Source organism: Clostridium autoethanogenum DSM 10061 (assembly GCF_001484725.1).
Taxonomy (GTDB): domain Bacteria; phylum Bacillota; class Clostridia; order Clostridiales; family Clostridiaceae; genus Clostridium_B; species Clostridium_B ljungdahlii.
The window spans coordinates 3,376,912-3,395,309 of record NZ_CP012395.1 but is presented as its reverse complement, the minus strand read 5'-3'; the positions used below and the strand labels follow the sequence as shown (position 1 = coordinate 3,395,309).

The window sequence follows — 18,398 nt, the reverse complement described above, 5'->3', positions numbered from 1 at the left end:
CCTTCTCCTTATGAAAAAGTATTAAAAATCTTTTTAAACAAATCCTGTATACTACTTTTCCTGCTGTCTATTTCAGTTCCTGACAACTTGCTAGCTATTAAATTTATATCCTTAGAAGCTTGAGAGTTGGGGTAATTTATCAAAAATGGTACTTGATTTCTAACTGCCTGAACAAGTTTTTTGTCTTCTAATATGCAGCCGAGATATTTTATTTCCACATTTAAAAATTTATCTACTACACTCTTAAATTTATTAAAGGTTTTCTGCCCTTCTTCAACATTAGAAGCTTTGTTTATAATTACTTGTACAAAATCATTTAATTTAAAATAACTTACAGCTTTTGCTAAACTATATGCATCCGTAAGCGATGTAGGTTCTGGTGTAGTAATTATAATAAGTTCCTGACAACAGGCAATAAATCCTAGCACATCTCTATTTATTCCAGCACCTGTATCTAATATTATATAATCCAAATCTTCTAGCAAAGATACCTTTTTTATAAATTCTTTTTTCTGGGATTTTGTTATATCTGCAATTTTTGAAATTCCTCTTCCACCTGGAAGTAATTTTACTCCAAAAGGTCCTTGTATGATAACCTCTTCTATATTTTTATTCTTACATATGGCATCATATACACTATATTTAGGTAAGCATCCCATTAAAACATCGTCATTACCCATTCCCATATCTGCATCAAATATAAGTACATTTTTTTTCATCTTCTGTAGTGCTATAGATACATTTACTACAAAATTACTCTTTCCAACTCCCCCTTTTCCAGAAGTAACAGTTATTATCCTAGGCTTTTTACTGCTAGGTACTTTTTCTTTTCTTGCCTTTTTGTCCTCTTGAGCTAATTTTCTAAGCTCTTCAGCTTGGTCTAGCATATAATATCCTCCCCAAGTACAAGTTTAACTAATTCCTCTGTATTCATAACCTTTATATCTTCTGGAACATTTTGTCCTGTAGTAACAAAACTTATAGGTTTTTTTGCGGCTTGTAAAATATTTAATATAGATCCATAAGTAGATGTTTCATCTAATTTAGTTATTATCACATTATTATAATTAAGCTCCTTGTATCCCTCTACTATCACATCTATATCTCTATTTTTAGTAGTACAACTTATAACTAAATGTATATTGTCCGTATTTACCTTATCTATAAATGCCCTAAGTTCTGATATCTGCATCTTATTTTTACTGCTTCTTCCTGTAGTATCTATTAAAATCACATCACAGTCTGACATATTCTCTATAGCTTTTCCCATGTCCTTTATAGTAAATACTACTTGAAAAGGTATATTCATTATATCTGCATAAGTTTTAAGTTGTTCTACTGCACCTATTCTATAAGTATCTATAGTTATAAGTCCTACTTTTTTCTTTTCAATAAGAGAAAGCTTACCTGCAAGTTTAGCAATAGTAGTAGTTTTTCCGACACCAGTAGGTCCCACTAATACTACTATATTTTCAAGTACTTTATCTTCTACTTTTATCATACTTGTAACTACTTCTTTTAACTTTTCCTCTTCAGCTCTATCATCTTCTATTATATTTACTCTATTTAAAATTGTGTTAACTACTTTACTGTTGAAATCACTATTTTCAAGCTTTATCTGAAACGCACTTTTTCCTACATTACCGTAAGAACCCTTCATCATTTCATTTAACATGCCTTTCATCTGCTGCATTTCTTTTATAATAGAGTCATTATTTTTATCCACTATATTATTTTCACAATTACACTCCGATGTATTGTAATTTTCTTTAGCATCATTATCTATAATTTTATCACCTTTTACGTCATTACATAAGGTGTTATTTTTCATTTTATCATTTACAAGTTTTTTTATTGCTACAATACTATCCTGCATATCTGCTTCACGATTGCTTTCTTTTTTCTTATTGTCTACGGCTGCAGTTACCTCTAAAATTTTTCTGGAGAAAAAACCTAATATGCCAGGTTTTCTTATTTTTCTCTGGCTTATTATTACAGCTTCCTTTCCAAGTTCATACCTAATTCTCGTAATAGCTTCATTCATATTATTGACTTTGTATCTTTTAATGATCATTATATTGAAACCACTCCTTCGGTTTTTATCTCTACATCATTTGGTATTTCATTTAATGATAATACATTTACCGATGGAAATACCATTTCAATTAATCTCCTAAAAGGTGCCCTTATATTAGGTGAAACTAAAATTATAGGTTGATTTTCATAAAAATAGACTGATTCTAGTAAACTTTTAATTGAATTTAATATCTTACTCGTAGTATCCGGATCTACTGCCGGGAAAGAACCCTGCATTGACTTTTGAATATTGCTCCCTATCAAATCCTCTAATTGTTTAGATAAAGTAACTACTGTTATAACTCCATTTTCATCTATAAGTGAATTGCATATACTTCTTCCTAATGCAAATCTAACATACTCTGTAAGTACTTCTATATCTTTTGTATTTCTTGAATTGTCCGCAAGAGATTCCATAATAGTTACCATATCCTTTATAGAAACCCTTTCTCTTAAAAGATTTTGCAGCACCTTTTGAAGTTCTCCTATAGTAAGAAGGTCTGGTATGAGTTCCTCCACTACAGTAGGATATTTTTCCTTCACAGAATCCACAATAAGCTTAACTTCCTGTCTCCCAAGTAATTCATAAGAATGATTTTTAATTGACTCTGTAAGATGAGTTACCATAACCGTAGTAGGATCCACTACCGTAAGTCCTTTTATTTCTGCTTCTTCTCTTTGATCTTTATTTATCCATATAGCAGGTAGTCCAAAAGATGGTTCTGTAGTGCTTATTCCTTGAATATCACTGTTTGAATTAGTAGGATCCATACATAGAAGCATATTTGGCATAAGCTCTCCTTTTGCAATTACTGTACCTCTTATTTTTATTACATAACTATTAGTATTTAACTGCAAATTATCCCTAATTCTAATTGGTTGAACTACTATCCCCATTTCAATAGCACACTGCCTTCTTACAGAGGTTATCCTCTGAAGTAGATCTCCTCCTGAACTCTCATCTGCCAGTGGTATTAATCCATAACCTATTTCCACTTCCATAGGTTCCACAGATATTAAGTTCATTACATTTTCTGGCTCTTTATTTTCTATTTGAGTTATTTCCTGTTGTTTTATTTCCTGCTGCTGCATATTATGCTGAACTTCATCTTTGTAAAGCATATACGCAGCTATCATACAAGCTACTGATAAAATTAAGAACGCTATATGTGGAAGACCAGGCACTATAGCTAGAAACAGCAGCACTGCACCTGCAATAGCTATTACTTTAGGAAATCCCGTCAACTGCTTAATAGCAAGAGTACCAAAACCTTCAGCACTCCCTGAACGTGTGACAAGTATACCTGAAGCTGTGGATATAAGCAGCGCTGGAACCTGAGATACAAGTCCATCACCTATACTAAGCTTTGCATAAGTTTGGGCAGCTTCAGAAGCTCCAAGTCCTTTAATTACTATACCTATTACAATACCTGCTATTATATTTATTACTACAATTAAAAGCGATGCCACAGCATCTCCTTTTACAAATTTGGATGCACCATCCATAGCTCCATAAAAGCTTGCTTCTTCTTGAAGTTTTTCTCTCTTATCTTTAGCACCTTTTTCATCAATTAAACCAGAGTTTAAATCTGCATCTATACTCATTTGTTTTCCTGGCATTGCATCTAAAGTAAATCTTGCAGAAACTTCCGCAACTCTGCCAGAACCATTTGTTATTACAACAAACTGTATGATAATTATAATCAAAAATATTATTACTCCTACTATATAATTGTCTCCTACTACAAAGCTGCCAAAAGCATTTATAACTTCCCCTGCATATCCATCTCTAAGTATAAGTCTTGTAGAGGATATATTTAAAGCCAATCTAAAAATTGTAGTTATTAAAAGTAAAGTAGGAAATATAGAAAATTGTAATACTTCCGTAGTAAACAAGGTTAAAAGTATAATTATTATAGATAATGTTATATTAAATGAAATCAATACATCTAAAAGTCCTGCGGGCATTGGAATTATAATCATAAACACTACTGTAATAACTACTAATGCCATTATTATATCTAAGTTATCTTTTAGTCTAAACTTTTTTTTACTTCTTTCCAAAATATCACCTCATCTTGTAAACCAACGCAAGTATTTCCGCCACTGCCTGATACATCTCAGCTGGTATTTCCATATCAATTTCAACTTCTTTATATATAAGCCTTGCAAGTGGCCTGTTTTCAATTATTGGCACATCATTGTCCTTTGCTATTTCTTTTATCTTAAGGGCTACAGCATCTAATCCCTTTGCCACAAGGACAGGTGCATTCTGCCCATCTTCATATTTTAAAGCTACAGCAACATGAGTAGGATTTGTAACTACTACAGTAGCCTTTGGAACTTCCTGCATCATTCTTCGCATAGCTAATTCTCTCTGTTTTTGTCTTCTCTTGCCCTTTATTTGTGGATCTCCTTCATCTTGTTTAAATTCTTCTTTAATTTCCTGCTTTGACATCCTAAGGTCTTTATTATATTGATATCTTTGAAACATATAATCAAGAATTGCAATTATAAGCATAATTAAAGTTATTCTAAAAAATATACCCACAGCTAAGCTTCCTATAGCCTTTGCTACAGCCCTAGAGTCCAATTGACCTAAGTTCAATATATACATATAATTGTCTTTTATAAATTTGTACCCTACGTATCCTACTATAGACACTATAGCGGTATCCTTCAAAAGTTCCATGACAGACCTAGCAGAAAACATTCTTTTAAATCCACTTATAGGATTTAATTTTGAAAAGTCTGGTTTTAAAGTTTCAAAAGTTATAAGCCCTCTTGTTTGAACCATATTTGCCAATACTCCTATCGCAAGTATTGGAACCGCTATAGGTAGAAAAACTATAGCTATTCTCCATATGGTTATAAACATTATTTTATTTACACTACTGTAATTAAGCGATGTATTTATATAGTCATTTAAAAAAGCTACCATTGTGGAACCAAGAGATGTTCCAACATATCCTCCTAGAACTGCTATAACTAAAGTTGATGCAAGCAGTGTCATAGTAAGTCCTATTTCCTTACTTCTAGCTATCTGACCTTTTTTCCTAGAATCACTTTTCTTTTTAGGAGTAGCCTCTTCTGTCTTATCATCTTTTGCAAATATCAAAAGCAACGGCAATGCCTTATAAAAACCATCTATGGAATTAGGTATAGCTGTAAATAAGTGTTCTATTAATTTAAGAAAAATTGGAAGTGCAAAACAAAATGATGCAAACCCTATCAGTACTTTAACAGGCAATCCTAATATCATTATATTTAACTGTGGAACTGTCCTTGCTATAAGTGACATTGTTAAATCTGTAAATAGGAGTATTAAAACTATAGGTATTCCTATTTGAATTGCAATGCCAAAATACTCTATGAAGGCTTTAAAAATTATATTAATTGAAGCTTGATTTAAAAAGAAACTTCCAAGTTTTATTACACTAAAACTTTGAATTAAAGATTTTATAAGCATATGGTGTCCATCTACTATAAAGAAAATAACCAAACTAAACCAATAAAGTAAACGCTCAATTAAAGTCGTATTACTATTTGAAGTAGGATCAAACATACTAACCATAGCAAATCCCATTTGCATATCCATAAGATTTCCCGCTATTCTCACCATAGAAAAACATAAGCTAGTTAAAAATCCAAGGGTAAGGCCCGCTGCTACCTCATTCAAGCAATTCATTACAAAAAACATTGTATTATCTATACTGCTTATAGAAGAGTAATCTATACCTGGCATCAATATATATGCCATAACTACTGTTAGTCCCACTTTAACTACATTTGGAATTCCACTTGGGAAAAATATTGGAACCAATATGAAAAAAGAAAAAATTCTTATTGATACTAAAATTAAGGCGGTAAAATATAATGTATTTATCAATTTATTCCTCTCCAATTATACTTTGCAGCAATGTTCATTGTGTTATATGGGCTATATACGTAAAAATTCTCTCAGTAAAAGCTACAACTTGCTGTAACATCCAGCTTCCTGAAATAAGTCCTATTACAGCTACTGCAATAAGCTTAGGAACAAAAGTAAGTGTTTGTTCCTGTATCTGAGTAGTGGCTTGAAATATACTTATTATAAGACCTACCACTACTGAAACTATAAGTATGGGAGCTCCTACCATAAGTCCCGTTTGTACTGCATCTTTTATAATACTAATTACCATGTTTTCACTCATTCAATTCACCTCATGAAAAACTTACAATTAAAGATTTTACAAGCAAATACCATCCATCTACCATTACAAATAAAAGTAGTTTAAATGCCAGAGATATCATAGTTGGTGGAAGCATGAACATTCCCATAGCCATAAGTACACTTGACACCACCATATCTATTACCATAAATGGTATATATATTAAGAATCCTATTTCAAAAGCAGTTTTAAGTTCACTTATCATATAGGCCGGAACTACTACATAGAGTGGTGCATTTTGTCCATCTGCAGTAACCTTGTAATTTAATTTAGCTTGGTCTATAAATAACTGTAAATCCTTTTTATATGTCTGCTTAAGCATGAAACTCCTAAGTGGTTTAGCCCCTTCATTTATTGCTTGTTCCTGGGTTATTTTATTTTGCATGTAGGGCACAATAGCGTTTGTATTTATTTTTGAATAAACAGGATACATAATAAAAACTGTCATGAATAGTGCTAGTCCAATCAAAATTGAATTTGGAGGTGACTGCTGTGTTCCCATAGCACTTCTTAAAAAACCAAATACCACTATAATTCTTACAAAACTTGTCATCATCATTATAAAAGATGGAAGCAATGTTATAATCGTCAGAAATATAAGCAATTTTATATTTTGTACATATTGCTGTGGAGTAGAAGTGCCTGCATTATCCATAGATACATTTATATTTGGTATAGGCATCGTCTGTGATGCATCTGGAGCTGCATATACACTATGTGCTTTAAAAACAAGAATGACAAATATTAAAATTGAAATAGTTATAAAAATCTTTTTATCTCTTCTGTTCATCATTTATCTTCCTTTTTATCTATAAGTTTTTTTAAAGTTAACTTGTCACTTGCCTTTTTAACTAATTGCTCCATTCCTGATCTTGTATAAAAATCTTTTAAATTTTTATATTCTGGTATAGTGCTTCTATTTTTGAACTCCGAAATTTCTTCTTCATTCAATTCATATATTATTTCAATTCTTCCTGATGCAGAAGATACAACATGCATTTTTTCTCCTATTTTTACTACAAGTAAACTATTTTCTTTTGACAGTTGTTCTCTTTCCATTATTCTTATGAATTTACCCTTTTGAACATTTTTGAGTTTTTCTCCACCATATTTTGCAGAAATATATATTAAAAAAATTACAAATAGAAGAGCTATTACTGTTCTAAAAATCATCCACATAAATTGTAAATTCATTTACATTCTCCTTTAGGATAAACTTATAAAAGTATTATTGAATTATAATGTCTGTAAAATATACATTGTTTAGCTGTCCTTTTTCCAGCATAGGATTTATTTTTTGAATTATTTCCAATTTTATATTGTTCATATTTTTAGCACTTATATCTGCTGCTTTCTTTGTTCTTAAGATTTCAATAACTGCATCAGTTACAATTGGTTTTTTGGCAGTCAATTCAGCTGTAAGTTTTTTATCATTAAATCCTAGGTAAACTGCAACCTTTAAATATCTGTTTCCACCTTCATCTGCCAAGTTTACTGTAACCTCGTCAAGTTGAAAAGTTTGGGAAGATACAACCTGATCTAACGAATTTGCAACTGTTCCAGCAGTTTGTCCATTGTTTACAACCTGCTGAGTATTAACCTGCTGAGTATTAACCTGTTGTACAGCATTTTTAGCAGTGTTTTTTTTGTCTTTTATGAAATTATTATATCCAAAAAAGGCCCCTCCTGCTACCACCGCCAATATTAATATACCTATAGCAATAATTTTGATTTTAGATGAACCTTTTTTTTCTGCTTTATTTTCCATAGTGTATCCCCCTTACTTAATAGTTAATAATTAATAGTTAATAATTATTAATTATTAATTATTAATTAGTCAAAATTTCCTGTGTATATTTTTCTTTTATATTTTATAACTTTTTCTACTATTTCCTCATTAGATTCTTTTACTAAATATTTTTTACCATTAGTTAAAGTTATTAAGCTTTCAGGTATAGCTTCTAATTTTTCTATAGCATCTGCATTTATAATAAATTCTTTATTATCGAGTCCAGTTAATCTTATCATAAAAATCCTCCTAAATGTACTGTTATATATTATATTATAATTCCAATTTGAGCTGATATGTACAATTTTTTCATTTAACAAGGATTTAAAACGTCTGTATTATTCTAAAATGTAATTTTTTAGTGATAAGTGACATTTTTTCACTAACTTTGTCACTTATCACCTATTACTAAATACCAAAGAATAAATAACAGATAATGATAATTTTCTTTCTAATGTCACAAAATACTACACTAATCATTATTTGAACTTTGATATTTGAACTTTAAGCTTTAATTATGTCTATCTCTTCAAATTAACCAAATCCTCTAGTATAGTATCATCCGTAGTTATTATCTTTCCATTGGCTTGAAAAGCTCTGGTAGCTACTATCATATCTGTAAATTGTTGTGCTAAATCTACATTTGACATTTCAAGAGCTCCTTGATTAAGAGAACCATAATTTGTACCAGGGGTTCCATAAGCTGCATCACCTGAGTTTGGAGATGATTCATACAAATTTCCTCCATCCTTTACAAGACCCCCTTCATTTTGAAAAGAAGCTAGTGCTATTCGTCCCACCTGATGTGAACCAAGCGCAGTTTTTACAGTTATAATTCCTGTTGATGGCCCCACAGACCAAGAAGTAACCTTTTCATTATCCGCAGTAGTCTGATCTCCAGGAGCAGTATCAACTGCACCATCCTTAGTATAATACTGAGCAATTTGAAGACATTTGGGGGGTACAATATTACTAGTATCTGTTCCAGAAGCAGTATCTGTAATTGCACCAGTTTTATCATCTACATTATATCCCATAACGTGGTAACCATCTTGGGTCAAAAGATTACCTGCTTCATCTAAAGTAAAAGCTCCATCTCTTGTATAATAATAACTTTTACTAGTAGTATCACTAGCATTGCCGCCATTAGCATTGCTGACATCTCCGTCAGGGCTAACTACAAAATAGCTTCCTCCCTTATTCGCCATAAAATCCAAACTTCTATTTGTAGTTTGACTACTTCCTGCAGTAAAATCCGTATTTATCCCTGCTACTTTAACTCCAAGGCCACTTTGTCTCGCATTTATTCCTCCAAGACCGCCATCTACTGGTGCACTTGGATCAGAAAGATTTTGACTCAGCATATCTTCAAAAATCATATTTTTAGATTTAAAACCCGTAGTAGATGAATTTGCTATGTTATCTGATGTTACATTTAACTTTTGCTGATTTACTCTAAGTCCGCTAATTGCTGTATATAATGATGGTAACATATTTTTTCCTCCAATTTTTTTATTAATGTATTGTTGTTCTGCTTCTTTCACTCCACAGAACATGGCTTCCACTTGGGTCCAGCCACTTTTTATACTATTACTAAACTATCTATGTTAGTAAATACATTGTCGCTATTTGAATTCTTATCCAGTGCTGTAATTACTGTTCTATTTTTTATAGATATAATAAATATTGAATTTTTATAAAGCAATGCAGATTCACTACATCCTTTATTTTCTGCCTTATTTATGGCAGAATTTATATTTTTCATATCATTTTCATTTAAGTTTATATTTCTACTTCTTAGCCTTTCTGCAGCATGATTTGATATAGTAAAACTTGTATCTTTATTAATCTCACTAGTTAAAGTATCCTTAAAGGATATTTTATCTTTAGAATCATTCAAATTATTTTTTATACTATTTTTCTCGTTACATACTGCTTTTAAATTTGCTGCAAAATACAACTTGCCATTAATAACCCTATAGCCCATAGATATTCACCTTCTTATCTATGAATTTTCTACATCTGAAACATCCTTAAAATCAAAATCCTTTGTACTTCCGTCTGAAAGTTTTACTTTTACTGTTATTCCACCAAATAGTCTTGATACTGATTGTACAACCCCACTGTAATTATTTCCACTGGAATCTTTATCATCTAAATTAACCTTTTTTCCTATAAGTGAAGTTGCATTTAACAACATATTACTACTAACAGTGAAATTAGTTGTATCTCCTAAATCAACAATCTTTTCTGCATCATCTATATTGAACTTTTCATATTTATCAACCATATTTCCATCTTTGTCTTTTTCCTGCCCCATAAGCACATTAAGCTCTATATCATCTCCATCTTTAATAACTCCAACTACCTGTCCACTTACATTATTTCCCTGCTCATCTGTATCACTAAAGGTCACATATTTATTCATAAGTGAGTTTGCAGTCCCCATCTTAGTTGAACTATTTAAGTTTGCCATCTGTTCTAGAGATGAAAATTGTGCCAACTGACTTATATACTGAGTTGAACTTTGAGAATCGCTGCTAGTTGGATCCTGATTTGCAAGCTCTGCAGATAGTATTTTTAAAAACATATTTTTATCTATGTCATTATTCTTTTTAACTACTTTAGTTCCATTTGAAGTATTATTTGAAGTATTATCGGTAGAAATAGGATAAGAATAACTTTTCTGATTGGTACTATTGTTATCTGTACCTGATGCCGGATCAATAGCCATTTTTTTCCTCCTTTATTAAATTTAAAACTAGGCCAGCATATTTACGTTGCTGTCACTGTAATAGTCATTTTTCTCTGGAGCATCTTCCTCCTGTATGCTATTTACAGTTAAAGTTCTATTTCTTTTTTCATTATCTTGATTCTGTCTTCCATTATCTCCATTTTTGAAGAAAGTTGTGTCTTCATGATATAAGTTCAATGAAAAGCTCTGGACTTTTATGTCATTATTCTGAAGCTTATTTGACAAATCCTGCATATTTGAATTTAAGAGATTATAGGCATCTTTGTTTGAAGCTGTGAGAACTGCTTTCATCTTTCCTTCTTCCATAACAAGATTTATAGTTATATCTCCCAATTCCCTAGGGTTAATTTTAACAGTTAACTGTTTCACATTATTCAAATCCATATACTTAAGTGTTTTTATCATATCTGAATTAAAAGTAGCTTTATTTAAATTAAGACTTTGAGCTTCAGTAGCATTTACAAGTATATTTCCTCCCTTGACGTTATTAAATTGCGTCATAAAGTTAACTGCTTTAGAAATTTTATTGTCCTTAGTATCTTCTCCATCACTGCCTAGTATTTTATTCAATATATCAGTGTTTTTACTGTTACCACCTGTAGAATTTTTATTACCATTTGAAGAATTTTGAAGAGAACTACCTGTTGTATCTAAATTCTCTATCATTTGTCTATTTTGGCTTATAATTTGGAATAAATTATTTGTTGATACATTCTTTCCCGAATTTAAATTGTCTGCTAGTTTTGGATTTAACTTTTGTAAAAGTTCAGTGTATATTTGAGATTTTAAATCACTTATATCATTTCCAGATGAATTTGACATAACATTAGATAACTTGGACATAATATTATCTGCTATTTTTTTAGAAAGCTTTTGAGTAAGTTGTCCACTTTTATCAAATTTATTTAGAATATCCACTAGGAAATCAAGTTTCTTATCTAATGTCTTATTTAAGACATCTTTAACGTTACCTGATACATCTTTATTTGAAGTATCACTAAGACTCTTAGATATTTCCTGATTTAAACTAGATTGTAGAGAATCTCCATTTGTTGAAACATTTGAAATTTCACTGCTTAATTCTTTGGTTACCATATTTAGAAAATCATTGGATTTACTTTGAATACCCTGATTATTTCCAAATAGCAAACTTAAAAGTGAAAGTACACTGTTCTTATCTATACTGCCATCTTTAATCTTCTGTTTAATATCTGCTATCTCCTCATCTGTAAATCCAGCTTTCCTTAAATAAGTTTCAATTTTAGAATCATCATTTTGTTCACTATCTACAGCATTTTTATTTTCGCTATGAGAATTTGATGATTGTACCTTTGTTGTATTTTTATCGACACTTACGTTATTCTTGCTATCTATAGATTCATTAGATGATTTATACGTAGTGTCTTTAGTATCAACCTTATTGTTATCATTACTGCTGTTGGATTTAACAAAAGAAGCAAAGCCATTATTTTCACTTGAAGAACTTGATTGAACTTTTGGTGACTGTACATTCATAGAAGACATGAAGTTTAATCCATTTACGTTCATTTATTTCACCTCCTTTCAAAATAAAAAATTATGTATTTTGAATATTTCTTATAAATCCATACAGGGCAAATTCATCATTTGCCTTCTGTTCTATCCTATTTTGCTCCTTTATAAAAGCAGTTTCTTCCTTTTCCTTTAAAATATCAACTGTTTTTCTATCTATCTGCCTCTTTTGCAGTTCATTTCTTTTCATTTCTACTATCTTTTCTTTATCCTTTAATTCAATTTGAGTCTTATCTATACTGTAAACTAAAGCTTTTAAATACTTATGAGTTATTTTTTGTTCAATGACGCTTTTAAAGTTGGACATATTATTGTATTTCTCATAGTTGGCTTTTAATAAACCTAGTTTTTCTTTTACTTTCAAGCTTTCTCTTCTAGCTTGCTGAAATTCTCTTTTACTTTCTTCTTCCTTGTCTATTCTTATGTCAAGTAACTTTTGAAGCCTAAATTTATATTTACCCATATATCCTCCTTTGTTCAATTCACAATGCACAATTTAAGACTAATATTGAAATATTTTTTTCAACCCTTCAACACTTTCTTTAAAGGATGATTTTTCATTCACATCCTGTTTGAGATAGGCAATTATTTTATCGTAATAAGCTACAGCCTTATCTATTTTTTCGCTGCTTCCTTTTACATAAGCACCTATATTTATTAAGTCCTCGGAATTTTTATAAGTTGAAAGCATATCCCTTGCAAAAGAAGCATTTTTTTTATGATCACTTTCAGCTATTTCAGACATAAGTCTGCTTATACTTGCAAGTACATCTATAGCAGGATAATGATTTTTATTGGCCAAGGTACGTGATAAAACTATATGCCCATCAAGTATACCTCTTACTGCATCTGCAATAGGTTCATTTAAATCATCCCCATCTACCAGTACGGTATAAAAAGCTGTAATAGATCCTATATCTGATGTTCCTGCTCTTTCCATAAGTCTGGGAAGTTTGGCAAATACAGAAGGTGTATATCCTTTAGTTGCTGGAGGCTCCCCAATAGCAAGTCCTATTTCTCTTTGAGCCATAGCAAATCTAGTTACGGAATCCATCATTAAAATTACTTTCTTACCCTTGTCCCTAAAATACTCTGCAATAGCTGTAGCTGTAAAAGCTCCCTTTAATCTAACCAAAGCTGGCTTATCTGAAGTAGCACACACTATGATTGATTTTTTCATTCCTTCTTCTCCAAGGTCTTTTTCTATAAAATCCTTAACTTCTCTACCTCTTTCACCTATTAAAGCTATTACATTTACGTCTGCTTCAGCATATTTTGCAATCATACCAAGAGTAGTACTCTTTCCCACACCGCTTCCTGCAAATATTCCTATCCTCTGTCCTTGACCGCAGGTTAGGAAACCATCTATTGCCCTTACTCCCGTAGGAATTACTTCAGTAATTCTCCTTCTTTTTAAGGGATCTGGAGGCTCTGTATCAAGTGGATAAGGTACCCCACTTGATATATACGCACCATCTATAGGATTACCTAATCCATCAAGTACTTTTCCAAAAAGCTCATCTGAGCATCTCACATTTAAAGGCATCCTTTCTGGTACTACTCTACAACCTGGTGAAATTCCAATAAGTTCCCCAAGAGGCATTAAAATTACATTGCTTTCATTAAATCCAACAACTTCACAGGAAATCTTACTATTTTCCTCATTATAAATATGACATACTTCTCCCACAAAGGCTCTAATGCCCTCTACCTCTACAGTTAAGCCAATAACTTTTTTCACAATTCCTTCTTGATAATTATAAGTGGCTTCCTTTACTTTTCTATTAAGCTTATCAAAGTTTATAGTTATCACAAAATATCACCTCTAACTGCAGAAACTTAACTTTCATCCTGAATTATCTTCTTTATTTTCTCACAGGCAATATCTATGCCCAGAACCATTTTTCCATTATCTCTTTCTATAACTACACTACCTTCATCTAAAGATTCATCTGGTATTATAAAAATATCACCTTTAAAAGGCAGCTGTTCCTTCCATATATTTACTTGTCTTTTGAATTCACTGCAGTACTTTTCTTTACCTTTTATTATAAAAGTGCTGGTCTTTTTCATTTGATTCAAAGCATCAAATACTTGAGCATTTAAACTATCTGCATCCCTTACCTCACGTTTTAATATACTTTCTACAGAATTTAATATAAATTCTTTTATTTCCTCTTCCTTTTCCTCAAGATACCTTTTCTTTTCCTCTACAGCTTTATTTAAGACATCATTTGCATTCTTTTTTATCTGTTCTCCCTCTACTTTTGCTTTATCAAGGTTTTTCTTGTAGCCTTCCTCATAAGCAGTATTATAACCTTCCTCTTGACCTTTGGCATAACCTTTTTCATAGGCTTCATCATAGGCTTTTTTTGAGATTTCAGATGCTCTTTCATAAGCCATAGAAAGAATTTTTTCTTTTTTAATATTGGCATCTTGTAAGATAGTTCTTCCTAAATTTTCATAGCTTTTCAGAACAGAATCATCTTTAATATCTTTTCCATTGAATACTCCTCTGGATGCTTCTTGCTTTTTAAATTCTGTGTGTATTTCCTGTGTTCCGCAATTGTTTATGCTGTCACCTTTTAATATAGATTTATACGATGATTGCATCTTCTCCTCCTCTTGCTAGAACTATTTCTCCCGATTCATCCAGTCTTCTTATTATGCCCACAATTTTTTGTTGAGCCTTTTCTACATCCATAAGTCTAACAGGTCCTAAGAATTCTATGTCCTCTTTTAATGCAGCAGAAGCTCTCTTTGATTGATTCCTAAATATTGCATCTGCCACTTCCTCAGAGCATCCTTTAAGTGCAAGAGAAAGCTCTTTTGTATCCACCTCTCTGAGTACCCTTTGAATAGATACATCATCAAGAGTAATGATATCTTCAAATACAAACATAGATCCCTTAATCTTTTCAGCCAATTCTGCATCTTCTTTTTCAAGACCTTCAGTAATATTTTTCTCTGTAGTTCTATCTACTTGATTTAATATATCTACTATAGTCTGAACTCCACCAATTACCTTCATATCTGATTTAACTATAGATGATAGCTTGTCATCTAATACTTTCTCTATTTCTTTTACAACCATTTGTGAAGTATTACTCATTGTAGCTATTCTAAATGCTACCTCAGCCTGTACATTTTCAGGAAGTGCTGAAAGAATTTGTCCAGCCTTGTCCGCTTGAAGATAACACAGTACAAGTGCAATAGTCTGCGGATGTTCATCAGATATTATATTTAAAAGCTGAGGAGCATCTGCTTTTCTTGCTATGGCAAAAGGCCTAAATTGTTGAGTTGCCTCTGTAACTTTATCCAATATTTCAATAGCTCTTTGACTTCCAAGTGCCTTTGATAAAAGATCTTTAGCGTACTCTATTCCACCTTCAAGCAAATAGTCCTTAGCCTTATTCATCTCTATAAATTCCTGAAGTATTTCCTTTTTTTGATCAGATTTTACAGAGTTTATATTAGCTATTTCATAAGTTATTTTTTGTATTTCTGCTTCTGGCAATTTTTTGATTATTCCTGCAGCAGCTTCCGGTCCAAGAGTTATAAATAGTATGGCCGCTTTTTGCACTCCTGTTAATTTTTTACTGTCTTTAGCCATTTTATCACCTCTCATCCTCTGCTATCCATGCTTTGATTATGTCTGCAACTTGATCTGGCTTATCCTTAGCATATTTCTTTATTTCATTCTCCACATGTGTATCTTCCGTTTCATGTTCAAACTCTACAGGCTTAAATTTAAGCTTATTCTGCTCTTTGGTTAAATCATCGTCTCCTATAACAGCATCTATGCCCTGGGTATTACCAAGTTCTTCATCAAATAATTCTTCTTCATCTTCCGCATGTTTTCTTCTCCATAATATAAATCCAACGATAGCAGCTATTAATAATGCTCCTGCTATAGATGCACCTATAATAATCCTATTACGACTTGCCTGGACTTCAGCCTTTTGCATTGCATCTAAATCCTTCTTTGCATTGTCTTGAGCCGTAGTATCAAAAGGAATTGCCTCAACATTTATAGTATCTCCCCTTGTTTGATTATATCCTATAGCAGACACTGCAAGATTTCTAATAGAGGTCTTAGTAGCATCATCTACAGTTCCATCCAGTGCAACTGATGCTGTAAGCCTTTTTACACTGCCTGGAGCCTTTATGGTTTTTTGATCCACCTTAGATACATCATAATTTCTTGTAACTTCATTTTGAGTTGAATTGCCACTATTTGTATTACTTACAGATGTGTTACTCATATTATTATCTACAGGGCTTGTACTTGCATTATTTGTGCCACCTGTATTTGTATTATTTACAGTATGCTCACTTACTACCACATTCTTTGGATCATACGTAGTGGAATCCTGTTGTACTGCATCAAAATCCAAATCTGCATTTATCTGTACCTTCACCTTGTTTTTACCATATATAGGCTCCAGCATGGCAAGAAGTCTTTTTTCCATATCATCCTCATATTTTTGCTGCAATTCTTGTTGTTTTTCAGCAGGAACAGTGGAGTCACTATCTTTGCCATCTTTATTTTGATATAGATCCCTTGAAAGAAGGTTTAATTTATCATCTATAACTTCAACGTTTTCTTTAGGTATACTTTTCACACTTCCGGATACTAGTGCTACCAAAGCTTTTGTCTGATCTTGGGACAAACTCTGTCCTGGCTTTAACTTTATAGTTACAGAAGCACTCCCCGGTTGTGTGTCTTTAACAAATTCAGTATTATCGGGAAGTACTAAATGAACCCTTGCATTTTCAATTTGTGGAAGTGATTTTATAGTTCTCTCAAGCTCACCTTGAAGAGCTCTTTGATAATTTATATTCATCTGCTGATCTGTTTGCCCGAAATTGCTTTTATCTAAAAGTTCAAATCCCTGACTTCCATTAGTAAGCTGCACTTCTGAAAGGGTCTGCATTCTAATTTTATCTACTTGAGCTTGAGGCACTAATATGGAATTTCCTTGTACTTTTGCATCTACTTTATCACTTTGAAGCTGCTTGTAAATTGCAGCTGAATCAGTAGCATCTAGGTTAGAAAATAATACCGCATATTTCGTTTTTCCTAAAGTTAATCCACCAAATATCAAAGCTGCAACAATTCCTACAGCTATAACACTAAAAGCTATCTTTTTATTTCTACTTAAATCCTTCCATTTGCCTATTAAGTTTTTAAAAATCTGCGATATTTTACCCATTTAATCCGGTTCTCCTTCTATAACTGTGTTCTATTTATCTCCTGATATGCTTCAACAAATTTATTTCTAATTTGTACAGCAAGTTCTAATGACATCTTAGCCTGTTCAGCATCAAGCATAACATTAGCTACATCATTTCTATCTCCTGATACAAATTCATTGATACTATTGTTTGCCTGTATCTGCTGATTGTTGACTTCATCTAACTTGTTTTGTAATAAACTCGAAAAAGAAGATACAGCATCTTCATTATTTACTATATTATCCTTAGAAGCATTTGATACATTTTGACTTTGTGTATTCCCACTTATTTTATCAAACACAGTAGTATCTGGAGTAAATTCATTTATTTTCATAATACGCCCCCCTATTTACCTATTTCCAAAGCTTTTGAAAACATACTTTTTTCAGAATTGATAGCACTTAGGTTTGCTTCGTAAGCTCTAGTCGCTACCATCATATCAGCCATTTCATTCAATATATTCACATTTGGCATAGAAACATATCCTGAGGCATCAGCATCTGGATTAGTAGGATCATACTCTCTTCTAAAAGGTGAAGCATCATCCTTTATTGCTACAACTTTTACCCCTTCAGGAACATCTCCATAATTTCCATTACTATCTAAAGCCTTACTTAAATTTTCTCCAAAAACTGCAACTTTTCTCCTATAAGGTTGTCCGTCTGCACCACGTGTTGTCTCTGCATTTGCCATATTGGAAGCTATTGTATCCATGCTAAGTCTTTCTGCCGAAAGTCCACTGGCACTTATTCTCATAGTATTAAATGCTTGAATCATA

Annotated in this window: 20 protein-coding genes; all 20 read right to left on the bottom strand. The window is 32.0% G+C overall.

The annotated features are described in order from the left end of the window. Positions 1-8: 8 nt before the first annotated feature. Entirely contained in the window at positions 9-887 is an 879-nt protein-coding gene (locus CLAU_RS15315) for a MinD/ParA family protein (protein WP_013237704.1), read from the bottom strand. Continuing rightward, a complete protein-coding gene (gene flhF / locus CLAU_RS15310; RefSeq protein ID WP_023163026.1) occupies positions 881-2,074 on the bottom strand; it encodes a flagellar biosynthesis GTPase FlhF in 1,194 nt (397 codons plus the stop codon). The genes CLAU_RS15315 and flhF overlap by 7 nt, the downstream gene beginning before the upstream one ends. Continuing rightward, positions 2,074-4,089: a flagellar biosynthesis protein FlhA gene (gene flhA / locus CLAU_RS15305; protein ID WP_406541100.1), complete on the bottom strand. Its 2,016-nt coding sequence runs from the start codon at positions 4,087-4,089 to the stop codon at positions 2,074-2,076. Before flhA ends, flhF begins: the two co-directional genes overlap by 1 nt. A 55-nt stretch (positions 4,090-4,144) precedes the next feature. Then, positions 4,145-5,965, bottom strand: a complete 1,821-nt coding sequence (locus CLAU_RS15300) for a fused FliR family export protein/FlhB family type III secretion system protein (protein ID WP_023163025.1) — start codon at positions 5,963-5,965, stop codon at positions 4,145-4,147. Between the two features lie 34 nt (positions 5,966-5,999). Beyond that, positions 6,000-6,269 (bottom strand): flagellar biosynthesis protein FliQ, encoded by a 270-nt coding sequence (gene fliQ, locus CLAU_RS15295; RefSeq protein ID WP_023163024.1) that lies wholly within the window; start codon positions 6,267-6,269, stop codon positions 6,000-6,002. 10 nt (positions 6,270-6,279) lie between these two features. After that, positions 6,280-7,077 (bottom strand): flagellar type III secretion system pore protein FliP, encoded by a 798-nt coding sequence (gene fliP, locus CLAU_RS15290; protein ID WP_029170097.1) that lies wholly within the window; start codon positions 7,075-7,077, stop codon positions 6,280-6,282. After that, positions 7,077-7,481, bottom strand: coding sequence for a FliO/MopB family protein (locus tag CLAU_RS15285; protein WP_023163022.1), 405 nt, complete (start codon positions 7,479-7,481; stop codon positions 7,077-7,079). The genes fliP and CLAU_RS15285 overlap by 1 nt, the downstream gene beginning before the upstream one ends. 34 nt (positions 7,482-7,515) lie before the next feature. Further along, positions 7,516-8,055: a flagellar basal body-associated FliL family protein gene (locus CLAU_RS15280; RefSeq protein ID WP_013237697.1), complete on the bottom strand. Its 540-nt coding sequence runs from the start codon at positions 8,053-8,055 to the stop codon at positions 7,516-7,518. A gap of 65 nt (positions 8,056-8,120) precedes the next feature. Then, positions 8,121-8,315 (bottom strand): flagellar FlbD family protein, encoded by a 195-nt coding sequence (locus CLAU_RS15275; protein WP_013237696.1) that lies wholly within the window; start codon positions 8,313-8,315, stop codon positions 8,121-8,123. Between the two features lie 282 nt (positions 8,316-8,597). Then, entirely contained in the window at positions 8,598-9,569 is a 972-nt protein-coding gene (locus CLAU_RS15270) for a flagellar hook-basal body protein (RefSeq protein ID WP_029170098.1), read from the bottom strand. 89 nt (positions 9,570-9,658) lie between these two features. Next, positions 9,659-10,063 carry a TIGR02530 family flagellar biosynthesis protein gene (locus tag CLAU_RS15265; protein ID WP_013237694.1) on the bottom strand — a complete coding sequence of 135 codons (405 nt, stop codon included), beginning with the start codon at positions 10,061-10,063 and terminating at the stop codon, positions 9,659-9,661. Between the two features lie 18 nt (positions 10,064-10,081). Further along, complete coding sequence (locus tag CLAU_RS15260) at positions 10,082-10,810, bottom strand: flagellar hook assembly protein FlgD (RefSeq protein WP_023163020.1); 729 nt, start codon at positions 10,808-10,810, stop codon at positions 10,082-10,084. A gap of 27 nt (positions 10,811-10,837) precedes the next feature. Next, complete coding sequence (locus tag CLAU_RS15255) at positions 10,838-12,379, bottom strand: flagellar hook-length control protein FliK (RefSeq protein ID WP_023163019.1); 1,542 nt, start codon at positions 12,377-12,379, stop codon at positions 10,838-10,840. Positions 12,380-12,407: 28 nt separating this feature from the next. Next, positions 12,408-12,845, bottom strand: coding sequence for a flagellar export protein FliJ (gene fliJ, locus CLAU_RS15250; protein ID WP_023163018.1), 438 nt, complete (start codon positions 12,843-12,845; stop codon positions 12,408-12,410). Positions 12,846-12,884: 39 nt separating this feature from the next. After that, the gene (gene fliI / locus CLAU_RS15245) at positions 12,885-14,195 is read right to left on the bottom strand and encodes a flagellar protein export ATPase FliI (protein ID WP_023163017.1); all 1,311 of its coding nucleotides are present in this window, start codon (positions 14,193-14,195) and stop codon (positions 12,885-12,887) included. Positions 14,196-14,221: 26 nt separating this feature from the next. Beyond that, positions 14,222-14,995 carry a FliH/SctL family protein gene (locus tag CLAU_RS15240; protein ID WP_023163016.1) on the bottom strand — a complete coding sequence of 258 codons (774 nt, stop codon included), beginning with the start codon at positions 14,993-14,995 and terminating at the stop codon, positions 14,222-14,224. Beyond that, on the bottom strand, positions 14,979-15,995 hold the full coding sequence (fliG, locus tag CLAU_RS15235) for a flagellar motor switch protein FliG (protein ID WP_023163015.1): 1,017 nt from the start codon (positions 15,993-15,995) through the stop codon (positions 14,979-14,981). The genes CLAU_RS15240 and fliG overlap by 17 nt, the downstream gene beginning before the upstream one ends. Before the next feature lie 4 nt (positions 15,996-15,999). Beyond that, on the bottom strand, positions 16,000-17,598 hold the full coding sequence (fliF, locus tag CLAU_RS15230; protein WP_023163014.1) for a flagellar basal-body MS-ring/collar protein FliF: 1,599 nt from the start codon (positions 17,596-17,598) through the stop codon (positions 16,000-16,002). A gap of 17 nt (positions 17,599-17,615) precedes the next feature. Continuing rightward, positions 17,616-17,954: a flagellar hook-basal body complex protein FliE gene (gene fliE / locus CLAU_RS15225; RefSeq protein WP_013237686.1), complete on the bottom strand. Its 339-nt coding sequence runs from the start codon at positions 17,952-17,954 to the stop codon at positions 17,616-17,618. Between the two features lie 11 nt (positions 17,955-17,965). Beyond that, positions 17,966-18,397, bottom strand: a complete 432-nt coding sequence (gene flgC / locus CLAU_RS15220; RefSeq protein WP_023163013.1) for a flagellar basal body rod protein FlgC — start codon at positions 18,395-18,397, stop codon at positions 17,966-17,968. Between the last annotated feature and the right edge of the window lies 1 nt (position 18,398).